The sequence below is a fragment of the Stenotrophomonas humi genome, assembly GCF_001431415.1.
GTDB classification, from domain to species: Bacteria; Pseudomonadota; Gammaproteobacteria; order Xanthomonadales; family Xanthomonadaceae; genus Stenotrophomonas; species Stenotrophomonas humi.
The window spans coordinates 116,275-127,345 of record NZ_LDJI01000021.1 but is presented as its reverse complement, the minus strand read 5'-3'; the positions used below and the strand labels follow the sequence as shown (position 1 = coordinate 127,345).

At 67.0% G+C, this 11,071-nt stretch carries 8 protein-coding genes; 4 read left to right on the top strand and 4 right to left on the bottom strand.

Going from position 1 to position 11,071, the window contains the following annotated elements:
- Window positions 1–11 precede the first annotated feature (11 nt).
- Window positions 12–740 carry a 3-oxoacyl-ACP reductase FabG gene (gene fabG, locus ABB26_RS11860; RefSeq protein WP_057634362.1) on the top strand — a complete coding sequence of 243 codons (729 nt, stop codon included), beginning with the start codon at window positions 12–14 and terminating at the stop codon, window positions 738–740.
- A gap of 14 nt (window positions 741–754) precedes the next feature.
- On the opposite strand, the gene ABB26_RS11855 is transcribed toward fabG, so the two are convergent.
- From ABB26_RS11855 to ABB26_RS11845, 3 genes are read right to left on the bottom strand one after another with little or no spacing between them, the layout of a single operon-like run.
- On the bottom strand, window positions 755–1,558 hold the full coding sequence (locus ABB26_RS11855) for a glycosyltransferase family 2 protein (RefSeq protein ID WP_057634360.1): 804 nt from the start codon (window positions 1,556–1,558) through the stop codon (window positions 755–757).
- Window positions 1,551–2,345, bottom strand: coding sequence for a beta-ketoacyl synthase chain length factor (locus ABB26_RS11850; protein WP_057634358.1), 795 nt, complete (start codon window positions 2,343–2,345; stop codon window positions 1,551–1,553). Before ABB26_RS11850 ends, ABB26_RS11855 begins: the two co-directional genes overlap by 8 nt.
- Window positions 2,346–2,350: 5 nt before the next feature.
- Window positions 2,351–3,550, bottom strand: coding sequence for a beta-ketoacyl-[acyl-carrier-protein] synthase family protein (locus ABB26_RS11845; RefSeq protein ID WP_057634423.1), 1,200 nt, complete (start codon window positions 3,548–3,550; stop codon window positions 2,351–2,353).
- A gap of 239 nt (window positions 3,551–3,789) precedes the next feature.
- Between ABB26_RS11845 and ABB26_RS11840 the strand changes: the two genes are divergently transcribed.
- Together ABB26_RS11840 and ABB26_RS11835 are read left to right on the top strand one after the other, a co-directional pair.
- Complete coding sequence (locus tag ABB26_RS11840) at window positions 3,790–4,065, top strand: YcgL domain-containing protein (RefSeq protein ID WP_057634356.1); 276 nt, start codon at window positions 3,790–3,792, stop codon at window positions 4,063–4,065.
- Window positions 4,058–7,393, top strand: a complete 3,336-nt coding sequence (locus tag ABB26_RS11835) for an ankyrin repeat domain-containing protein (RefSeq protein WP_057634353.1) — start codon at window positions 4,058–4,060, stop codon at window positions 7,391–7,393. The genes ABB26_RS11840 and ABB26_RS11835 overlap by 8 nt, the downstream gene beginning before the upstream one ends.
- A 142-nt stretch (window positions 7,394–7,535) precedes the next feature.
- Here ABB26_RS11835 and ABB26_RS11830 read toward each other — a convergent pair whose 3' ends face one another.
- A complete protein-coding gene (locus ABB26_RS11830; RefSeq protein WP_057634421.1) occupies window positions 7,536–9,332 on the bottom strand; it encodes a monovalent cation:proton antiporter-2 (CPA2) family protein in 1,797 nt (598 codons plus the stop codon).
- A gap of 325 nt (window positions 9,333–9,657) precedes the next feature.
- Between ABB26_RS11830 and mgtE the strand changes: the two genes are divergently transcribed.
- Entirely contained in the window at window positions 9,658–11,028 is a 1,371-nt protein-coding gene (gene mgtE / locus ABB26_RS11825; protein WP_057634351.1) for a magnesium transporter, read from the top strand.
- The last annotated feature ends 43 nt before the right edge of the window (window positions 11,029–11,071 follow it).

Here is an 11,071-nt window from a genome sequence, read left to right as displayed (position 1 = left end):
AGAATCAATTCATGAATACGAAACGACGCGCATTGGTAACCGGTGGGAGTGGTGACATCGGCGGAGCGATCTGCCAGCGGCTGGCTGCCGATGGTGTGCATGTCATCGTCCACGCCAATGCCAACCTGGATCGGGCCCAGGCAGTGGTGGATGTCATTCATGGTGCAGGCGGCAGTGCGCAGGCGGTGGCATTCGACGTGGTCGATGCGAGCGCCACTGCCACTGCGCTCGAGGCGCTGTTGAGCGACGGGCCGATCCAGATCGTGGTGAACAATGCCGGCATCCACGATGATGCGCCGATGGCGGGCATGGACGTGGAGCGCTGGCGGCGGGTTATCGATGTCTCGCTGCACGGCTTCTTCCACGTCACCCAGCCGCTGTTGCTGCCGATGGCGCGTACGCGCTGGGGGCGCATCGTCAGTGTGTCTTCGGTGGCGGCGGTGCTGGGCAATCGTGGCCAGACCAACTACGCGGCCGCAAAAGCGGCTCTGCACGGTGCATCGAAATCACTGGCACGGGAAATGGCCAGCCGTGGCATCAGCGTCAACGTTGTTGCGCCGGGCGTGATCGAGGGGCAGATGGCGGCCGACGCGTTCCCGCCGGAACTGATCAAGCAGACCGTACCGGCCGGGCGTGCCGGCAAACCGCAGGAAGTCGCTGCGCTGATTGCGTTCCTGTGCAGTGATGCGGCCGGCTACATCAACGGCCAGGTGATCGGCATCAACGGCGGCATGGGCTGAGCCATCACGTGGGCTCAATGCCCGCGCTTTTCGTACCCGGCGCTGGTGTCGTCGATCAACGGGGGATTGGCGCGGATACGGCGGTATACATCGAGGACATGGCCGTGACGCAGGGCCAACCGCACGATATGGCTGGTGATGCGGTAAAGATCACGCAGCGGGCGGAAGTGGCTGGGACGGAACTGTTCGTCACTGTCGGCGCAGCGGTAGCGTGACTCGATGGGCACCGAAACGCAGCGCGTGCCCAGCTGCCGTGCAGCGGAGATCACGATCTGTGCTTCAAACACGAAACCCTCGCCGGGAATGTCCTGCAGCGCGATCACCTCGGCGGGGTAGAAGCGCTGCCCGCTCTGGCTGTCGGTGACCTGGTAGTGCGTGCCCCAGGCGATGCCCCAATCGCCGAATTCGTTTGCCAGGCGGCGGTGCAGGGGCTGCGAGGCGCGTTTGCGCAGGCGGGCGCCGATGATGATGGCGCGCGGATGGCGATTGGCACTGTCGAGCAAGCGGGGCAGATCCGAGGCCGAGTGCTGGCCGTCGCCATCCATCGTCAGGACGCCGCGCAGGCCACGCCGCGTTGCTTCGGCGAAGCCGCTGCGCAGTGCATGGCCCTTGCCCATCCGCTGCGGGTGACGCAACACGATCACCGGCAGGTCGGCGACGCACTGGGTGGTGCTGTCGTCGGAACCGTCGTCGACGAGGATCACGTGCGGGAAGTAGTCCAGCGCGCTCTGGATCACCTCGCGGATGCGCAGTGCTTCGTTGAGCGCGGGGATCACCACCGCGACGTTGTCCGGCGACAGACGGGCAGAGTCATTCATGATCGATGTCGATTTCCATCCATTGATCGGGCCCTGCCGGCAGCCATAGTCGCCTGCATTGCAGCGCAATTGCCTCCAGCAGGGGAAGTGCGGGCTGCATGGCGTTGCCGCCCAGCAGCTGCGAGAGGGGGCCGTCGACATCGGGCCGTGCGCTCGGTTCGTCCGGTCCGTTGCGCAGGTTCACGGTCAATGTTGGCTGGTCGGTGCGCCCGGTGCGCGAAAGCACCAGCGCCACGCCAAGCAATCCTTCACTGGGCGCTACCTGCGTCAGCGGGCCGACGGTGGTGCCGTCATAGGCCACCAGCAGTACGGCGTCCTCGCCGGCATGCAGCTGCACCATCGCCTCGAGCAGACCCTGGGCAAAACTGTACGGGCCGGCGCTGATCGCGGTGGCCGGTACATGCGCACCGGCACCGATGGTCCAGTAACCGGCGGCGGCGTTGTGAACCGAGTTGTGGAATTTCGTTGGTGAAATCGCGAGCGGGTCCTCGGCCAGGGTCGCGCACATGTAGTCGGTGATCGACAGTTCACCATAGGTGGACGTGAACACCGCCGGCAGCCCGGCGGGCGCGCGGTCGGCTGCCCTGCAGGCGGCAAGCGCGGCTTCCAGCGCCACCGCGACGGTACCCGGTGCACGCCGCCGTTCGTTGGCGGCCAGCAATTGCGGGGAAGGACGGGCAGCGGGATTTTCCGGGCGCAGCCCATCGCGCACCCAGGTGCAGGCGCTGTCCCAGTCAGGCAGGCCGTTGCCCCAGAAGCCGATGCCCTCCAATGTTGCCTTGAGCATGTGCTTCACCCCGCCTTGCCGAACACGAGCGAGCAGTTGTTGCCGCCGAAGCCGAAGGAATTGTTCATCGCATGACGGATTTCCGTCTGCGCATTGTCAAAGTGGATCTGCGGGCCGCAGGCCGGGTCGGGTTGTTCACTGTTGAGTGTGCCCGGCAGCAGCCCGTCGGACAGCGCCAGCAGTGCGAACACCGATTCGACAATCCCCGCCGCACCCAGCGTATGCCCGGTCCAGCCCTTGGTGGAACTGGCGTGCAGGCTGGCCGGGAACAGCGTGGCGACCGCGCCGGCTTCGATGCTGTCATTGGCCGGAGTGGAGGTGCCGTGCAGATTCAGGTAGCCCACGTCGGCGGCGCTGATGCCGGCACGCTGCAGCGCGGCCTGCATTGCCATGCGTGCGCCGAGCCCCTCCGGATGGGGGGCGGACATGTGGTGGGCATCACTGGATTCACCATAGCCCTGCAACTGCAGTGCGGTATCCGGGCCGGCCCCACAGCGTTCAAGCACCGCATAGCCGCCGGCCTCTCCCAGTGACAGGCCGACGCGACGTACATCGAAGGGCTGGCAGGGAGTGGGCGCGATCAGCTGCAGCGAGTTGAAGCCATACAGGACGCTGCCGCACAGTGTGTCCACGCCGCCGACCAGGGCGGCATCGGCCAGTCCAGCGTGGATCAGGCGCGCGGCCTGCGCGAATACCTTGGCACTGGAAGAGCAGGCGGTGGCGACGGTGATGCACGGCCCCTGAAGGCCAGTGGCGGCCCGCACGAAATCACCCACTGAATGCGGGCTGTGGATGCGTTCACGGCGCAGATCCTGTGGGAACTGCGGGACGCCGTGGCTGTCGGTTTCGAGCCGGGTATAGGCGAGCTCGGTGGCGCCGATGCTGGAGGTGGAGGTACCCATCACGATGGCCACCCGCTGCGTGCCGTGCCTGGCGACGACCTGTGAAATCGCTTCCTTGATGTCGTCCTGCTGAAGCGCCAGCCAGGCCAGCGCGTTGTTGCGGCAACGGTGGGAGAGCAGGTGCGCCGGGAGTTCCACCTCCTCCACGCCGGTCACCCGGCCGATCCAGCATTCCAGCGGATCAAGGCCGAAATCATTCCGACGCAGCCCGCTGCGCCGCTCGCGCAGGGCGCTCCGCTGTGCCTCCAGCCCCGCACCCAGCGCGGTGGTCGCGCTGTGGGCGAGGATGTTCAGGGGCGCCAGTGGCGGTGGTGATGCAGGTGTCACGCAAACCTCCGCAGTGTTGACGGGGCGCGAGTATATAGACGCCGGCTCATGAACGGCCCGCAAGCGAGACGTGCGCCGGCATCGCGCGGACACCTTTTGACGAAAATGAACACTGCGCATCGGGGAAAAGCCTACTGTGCCGGGGGCGCCGCCTTTCACCAGCGCCAGATTTCCGACACAATCCCTTTTCCCCACGAAGGGTCAAGCACGCTGGCATGCAAGCCTACGTTTATAAAAGCCAACGCAAGCAGGACACCTACCTCTACCTCGCCAAGCGCGATGACTTCGAAACGATCCCGGCCACGCTGGACGCTACGCTGTCGCCATTCGTTTTTGTGCTGGAAGTAGCCCTGACTCCCGACCGTCGCCTGGCCCAGGCCGACGCCGCTCTGGTGCGCGCCAATCTGGCCGCCCATGGCTTCCATCTGCAGCTGCCACCGCAACCGTTGGCGCCGGTGAAGGTCCCGCGCATCGACGGTCGCGATGACTGAAACCCTGCGCACCCGCAACGTTGCCATCGCGCTGGCGATCGGCCTGCTGCTGACCCTGGTCACCGGCTTCGGTGGTCTGGCGGCGGCCGTCTGCGGCGTGCTGGCACAACCGGCGTTCGCGCTGGGCGTGTCGTGGCTGCGTCGCAGTCGCGCGCTTTCGGCACCGGCAACGGTGTTCAAGCATGAAGTGCCCGGTTTGCTGGGACTATGGGCGGGCGGTTCGGCAATGGTCGCGCTGCTGGTGTCCTGGCCGCTGACGGCGCTGCATGACAGCGGCAGCCTGGCGGCGGTGCTGGCCTTGAGCGTGGCGGTCAGCGTGGCCTTGCTGGCACTGTGGCGCACCTGGCCGTTGTGGCATGTGGTGGAGCGCGAAGGGGGTTCATTGCGCGCACAGTCACAGGCGCTGGCCGGTCGCGGACTGGATTCCTGGCATGGCCTGGGCGCGGCGGCGATCCTGTTGCTGCTGTGCGCTGCGGTGGTGACGCCGGCGTGGCCGGGGCTGGTGAGTGAAAGCCTGCGTTGGCCCTTGGCCATCGCCACGGCGGTGCTGGCGCCATTGCTGCATCACCTGCTGCAGCGCATGCGCGCCGCGCCGTTTGCTGCGACCGAGCCGGCAGAATCCGTCACATTCGATCCTTTCGCCGAAGCGCTCGCTGGCCCGGTGCCGCTGGAACCGCTGGCGCAGCACGAGCTGGTGCCGCAGATGTACGACGCTGCACGCAGTGGCCGGGTCGATCGCGCGCTGCAGCTGCTCGACGCCGGCGCCGACCCGCAGGCACAGCCGCCGCAGGAATCGCGCGATCAGCGCAGCCTGGCGGTGCTGGCGGCGGTCTTGCCGGACCTGCGCCTGCTGCGTTTGCTGATCAGTCGTGGCGTGGATGTGAACCAGTCGCATCGCGGCATGACTCCGCTGCTGGCCGCTACCCGCGACAGCTGGCATGGTCGCCCGGAAGCGGTGATGACGTTGCTGGCCAACGGCGCCGACCCGCGTGCCACCGATGCCGATGGCAACACGCCGCTGCATCACGCCGCGCGCAGTTCCGACCCGGGTGTGGCCGCCTTGCTGCGCGATGCCGCCGCCGAGGTGGACGCGCTGAACAATGACGGCCACAGCCCGCTGGCGGTGGCCTGCCAGGCCGGCAACTGGCGGCTGGCCAAGTTCCTGCTGGAGCGCGGCGCCAAGGTGGAGCCGGCCGACGGTGTGCCGGTACTGGTGCCGGCGGCGGCAACCGAGGATGACGACCCGGCCGGCGTGCAGTTGCTGCTCAAGCACAAGGCGCGGCTGGACGCGCGCGACCGGCAGCGTCGCAGCGCGCTGCACGAGGCGGCCCTGGCCGGTCACGTCGATATCGTCGAAGTCCTGCTCAATGCCGGCGCCAACATCGAGCCGCGCGATGCGGCCGGGCGTACGCCGTGGCTGGATGCGGCCTCGCAGGGCCATGCCGGCGTGCTCGAACGCCTGCTCGCACACCAACCGGATGTCAGCGCGGTTGATGGCGAAGGCAACAATGCGGTGCTGTTGGCCTGCCGCGCCGAACAGGTATCGGCGGCGTTGATCCGGCGCCTGCTTGATCTGGGAATTTCCGCCGATGGCGTGGGCGCTGACGGCCGCCGTGCGATCGACCATGCCGCGGCCGCTGGGCGCTGGAGCATCGTGTCGCTGCTGGATCCGACCTACCCGTTGCCAGCGGCGGTGAGCGACGCCAGCGGTGCATCGGCCGATGGCAGCGACGGTGCCGACGTGGCGCCGGTGCTCAACGACCGCGCGCCGCTGGCGCTGCTGCGCGAGGCCCTGGTGTTCGGCAATGTCGATGGCATGGCGCCGCTGGCCAGATTGTGTGCCGCCGACGAACTCGGCGGCCTGCTGCACGATCCGGAACTTGCGTTGCAGCCGCGCGTGGTCGACTGGCTGCTGGCCCATGGCGCTGCACCGGAAGTACACGACGCCTGCTGTGACACGCCGATGTTCGCGCTGCTGTCGCGCGGCGTGGATGCGATTCCCACCTTGCAGGTGCTGCTCAAGCGCGGCGTTTCGCCGGCCGGTCGCGGCGGCCTGACCCGTTTGCTGGCGGCCTGCGCACAGCACGACCACGGCTCGCGCGGTACCGAGCAGTTCGCGTTGGAGCTGTTGGAACGAGGCGCCGATCCCTACGCACCGTCGCCCGCAGGCGATCCAGCGTTGTCGCTGGCCGTGCGCCTGGGCTGGCTGAAATTGCAGCAGGCCTTGCTGCTCAACGGGGTCGACCGCGAAGCGCGCGACAGCCACGGTATGACCGCCTTGCATCTGGCCACCGCGCTGGCGCGCGAGGCCTCGGTGAAATTGTTGCTGCTGCAGGGCGCATCACCCGACGCACGCGCCGCCGATGGGCAGACGCCGTTGGGTGTTGCGTTGTCCAGCGGCCGTCGTGATCTGGCTGACTGGCTGGACTGGCGCGGTTGGTCGCTGCCGTTGCGCGCGCTGCGCGAGGCCGACGTGCCCGCCGCCGCAATGGCCGGCGACGCCGATGCGGTGCGTCGTCTGATCAATCTGGGTTTTGCCGTGGATGCGGTGGATGCACAGGGCTGCACCGGCCTGCTGCGTGCGGCAGGCGGCGGTCATGCCGCCGTTGTCGACCTGCTGCTGTCTCGTGGCGCCGATCCGCAACATGCCGCCGCCAGCGGCGCCACGCCGTTGTCCGCGGCCGTGAGCATGCGCCAGACCGACATCGTCTCCGCGCTGCTCAATGCCGGCGCGCAGCTTGAACACCGCCTGCCGGGTGGCGTCACCGTATTGATGCTGGCCGCCGCGCTGGGCATGGCCGACATCGTCGCGCGCCTGCTCACCGCCGGTGCCGACGTGCATGCCGGTGATGACCAGCAGTTGGCACCGTTGCATTGCGCCGCGCTGTACGGCTTCACGTCGCGTGATCGCACCCGCTTGCTGGCCTTGCTGGATACCTTGCTGCTGGCCGGCGCCGAGCCGGACCAGGCATCGGCAGGCACGGTCACGCCTTTGTTGCTGTTGCTGGGTGCGCGCGCCGAACCGGGCACCGCCTGCGACGAACACGTGGTGCTGGCCGCCGTCGAACGTCTGCTGGATGAAGACGTGTCGCTGGATGTGCGCGACCCTCGCGGCTTCGGTCCCTTGCATCTGGCCGCACTGCACGGGCTGCCACTGCTGGTGCAGCGCCTGCTGCGTGCCGGCGCCGATCCGGACATGCGTGACGCCATCAACCGCAGCCCACGCGACATCGCCATCATGCGTGGCTTCATCGACGTGGCCGGCGAATTCGAACCGGCGGTGCCAGGCGTATCGTCGATGGCGCGGTTCCTGCGCGATCGCAATTGAACGCCGCACGCGCCAGCTGATCGGGTAATGCCGAGCCACGCTCGGCAGCGGCATCACCGGTAGCAACCTCCAACACAAGCCATACAGACCCAGCACAGCGTGGCTGCGCTCTACCGGTGGGTGCGTTGCGATCGCTGGTCGCTCAACTCTCGCCGGGCTTGGTATCGCTGGCGTCTGCTTCGAACAGGTGCATCAGATCGGCACGCGCATCGCGTGAGGTCTGCATCACCGCGGCCTCATCGTCGTAGACCAGATGCTGGGCCTTGAGCAGTTGCTCGTCATGCTCGCGGAAGCGCTGCACGTGGTCGCGTGCGATCTCGGCGGGGATGCCCAGCGCGGTCAGCACCCGCTCGCTGGTTTCAAGGCTGGAGCCGAACACCTCGCGGAACGGTTCGGCCGACATGTCCAGCAGCTTCCATGCATGCTGGCGGTTGCGGGCACGCGCCAGCACCGTCGCACCGGGATACATGCGCCGCACCAGCCGCACCGCACGCAGGTTGGTCTCCGGGTCGTCCATGGCCATCACGAAGACACGGATGTGTTCCGCACCGGCCGAACGCAGCAGGTCCGGACGGGTGGGGTCGCCGTAGTACAGCTGGTTGCCGAAGCGGCGCAGGTCTTCCACTGTGTCCGGGTCTGCCTCCAGCGCCACGAACGGAATGCGTTGTGCGGTCAGCAGGCGTGCGACGACCTGACCAAAGCGGCCCATGCCGGCAATCAGTACCTGCGGTCGCTGTGCACCGGCATCCTTCAGTGCGGCATCGGGTGCATGTTCCGGGCGTGCTTCGGGTTTGCGCAGCTGCAGCGCCCGCTGCAGGCCGATCATCAACAAGGGCGTGATCGCCATCGACAGGCTGACGATCGCCACCAGACGGTCATGGTTGATGCGGCCCAGCAGGTGCGCACGCTGGGCTTCGTTGAACACCACGAAGGCGAACTCGCCGCCCAGCCACAGCACGCTGCCCAGCATCAACGCACTGCGCAGTGACATGCGTGCGGCCAGGCCCAGCGCGAGCAGGATGGAGAACTTCACCAGCAGCAGAATGGCCACGCCGCCGGCAATCACCATCGGCTCGGCCGCCACGCGGTCCAGGTCGATGCCCATGCCCACGGCGATGAAGAACAGGCCCAGCAGCAGGCCCTTGAACGGTTCGATCTGCGATTCGATCTCGTGGCGGAATTCCGAATCGGCCAGCAGCACGCCCGCCACGAATGCGCCAAGGCTGGCACTGAGGCCGGCTTCGGTCATGATCCATGCCGTGCCCAGCACCACCAGCAGCGCAGTGGCGGTGAACACCTCGGGCATGCGTGTGCGCGCAACGATCGCGAACAAGCGCCGCAGCACCGGGCGGCCCAGCACGATGACCAATGCAAGCACGCCCAGCGCGATGCCGGCGTCCTGCCAGGTGAGGGTTTCGTTGCGCACGCCGCCCAGCAGCGGAATGGCGGCCAGCAGTGGAATGGCGATCAGATCCTGGAACAGCAGGATCGCGAAGCCGAAGCGGCCGTAGTCGCTGTTCAATGCCTTGTGTTCGGACAGCAACTGCAGGCCCACTGCGGTGGAGGAGAGCGCCAACGCCGTACCTATCACCAGCGCGCTCTTCCAGTGGAAGTGGTACATCAGCAACAGGCCGCCAAGCACGCTGGCGGTGAACAGCACCTGCACACTGCCACCGCCGAACACCGGCCGTCGCATCACCATCAGCCGGGACGGCGACAGCTCCAGGCCGATCAGGAACAGCAGCATCACCACGCCGATCTCGGCAGCGTTGAGGATGCGGTCGGCATCCTGCACGAAACCCAGCACATGCGGCCCCAGCACCACGCCGGCAGCCAGGTAGCCCAGCACCGCGCCCAGCCCGAAGCGCTTGAACACCGGCACGGCAATCACCGCCGCCAGAAGCAGTACCAAGGCCAGTTCGAGACCGCCGCTATGCATGAAACCGTGCTCCGTGGGGCTGTGCTGATGCACCGGCATCACAGCGAAACCGGCCCGAGCCATTATGCGGGCTGCGCTGTCAACGAAAGCGAATGCGCGCCCAACCGAGGTCCGGATCGGCAGGGACAGCGGTTGACCCCGCTCGCCAACAGGCCCAGACTCGCCCCGCTGCCGGCGAGCCCGACGCAGCACCTTCCCGGAGTCCAACCCATGTCAAGCGACAGTAGAAGTCGACCTCGATCGACACCAGCGGTGACGAACGCCTGAGTGGGTCGGTTCGCCAGTGCGGGTGTTGCGTGGTCGCATCGCAAACAGGCGAATCAACATGAACCAGAAGCAGCTCCTGCGTCCGGTGGCCGATGCGGCCACCCTGAGCGCACCCCTTGCCGATTTCAACACCGCCGACGCGGTGGAATACCTCAATACCCTGGCGCTGCCGCAAGCAGCGGACACACTGGCGGCACTGCCTTTGCCGCGCGCGGTCAAACTGCTGGAAGCCCCGGAGCTGCAACGCGCCGGTGATCTGGTGGCCGCGCTGGCGCCTGCCCGCGCCGCTGCCCTGCTGGGCCTGATGGCCGATGACCGTGCCACCGACATCGTCCATGAGCTGGATACGGCCGAGCGGGCGCGGTTGATTCCGCTGCTGGCGCCGGAAGCGCGCCAATCGATCCAGTTGCTGCTGAGCTACCCGCCGCACACCGCTGGTGCTTTGATGACCACCGAGTTCGTCGGCGTACCGGCCGATTGGACGGTCGCGCAGACCCTGCAGCACATCCGCGAAGTCGAACGCACCCGCGAGACGGTCTACGCCATCTACGTGCTCGATCCGCAGACCCGCCAGCTGCAGCAGGTGGTGACCATGCGCCGCTTGATCACCGGTGCCGCGGAAGATTCCATCCTCGATGTGGCGCAGATCAACCCGCCCGTCACCGTTGGCCCACAGCTGGACCAGGAAGAAGTGGCGCAGCTGATCCGTCGCCACGATCTGCTCGCCATCCCGGTGGTGGACGAACAGCAGCACATGCTGGGCATCGTCACCGTGGACGACATCCTGGATGCGCTCATCGACGAATCCACCGAAGACGTGCACAAGTTCGGCGGCGTGGAAGCGCTGGACAAGCCGTACATGCAGATCGGCTTCTTCGAGATGCTGCGCAAGCGTGCCGGTTGGCTGAGCGTGCTGTTCCTCGGCGAAATGCTCACCGCCAGCGCCATGCAGCACTATGAGGACGAGCTGGCCCGCGCGGTGGTCCTGACCCTGTTCATTCCGTTGATCATGAGCTCCGGCGGCAACTCCGGCTCGCAGGCGACATCGTTGTTGATCCGCTCGCTGGCGTTGCGTGAACTGCGCCTGCGTGATTGGTGGCGGGTGGCACTGCGCGAACTGCCCACCGGCATGGTGCTGGGTGGCATCCTCGGTCTGCTGGCCATCGTGCGTATCACGGTATGGCAGCTGGGCGGCCTGCATGATTACGGTGAGCACTGGGTCTTGCTGGCACTGACCATCGGCGCGGCATTGATCGGCATCGTTACTTTTGGCTCGCTGTCCGGCTCGATGCTGCCTTTCATTCTCAAGCGCCTGGGCTTCGACCCGGCCAGCGCCTCTGCGCCCTTCGTGGCCACATTGGTCGATGTGACGGGACTGGTCATCTACTTCAGCATCGCCGCGCTGATTCTGGGCGGAACCCTGCTTTGAAGCCCGTAGTGCCGAGCCATGCTCGGCAGTGGCTTGATCGTGG

What these genes read in the sequence shown, in the direction of transcription:
- fabG (WP_057634362.1), top strand. Translation starts at nt 12, where the DNA reads ATGAATACGAAACGACGCGCATTGGTAACCGGTGGGAGTGGTGACATC.
- ABB26_RS11855 (WP_057634360.1), bottom strand. Translation starts at nt 1,558, where the DNA reads ATGAATGACTCTGCCCGTCTGTCGCCGGACAACGTCGCGGTGGTGATC.
- ABB26_RS11850 (WP_057634358.1), bottom strand. Translation starts at nt 2,345, where the DNA reads ATGCTCAAGGCAACATTGGAGGGCATCGGCTTCTGGGGCAACGGCCTG.
- ABB26_RS11840 (WP_057634356.1), top strand. Translation starts at nt 3,790, where the DNA reads ATGCAAGCCTACGTTTATAAAAGCCAACGCAAGCAGGACACCTACCTC.
- ABB26_RS11835 (WP_057634353.1), top strand. Translation starts at nt 4,058, where the DNA reads ATGACTGAAACCCTGCGCACCCGCAACGTTGCCATCGCGCTGGCGATC.
- ABB26_RS11830 (WP_057634421.1), bottom strand. Translation starts at nt 9,332, where the DNA reads ATGCATAGCGGCGGTCTCGAACTGGCCTTGGTACTGCTTCTGGCGGCG.
- mgtE (WP_057634351.1), top strand. Translation starts at nt 9,658, where the DNA reads ATGAACCAGAAGCAGCTCCTGCGTCCGGTGGCCGATGCGGCCACCCTG.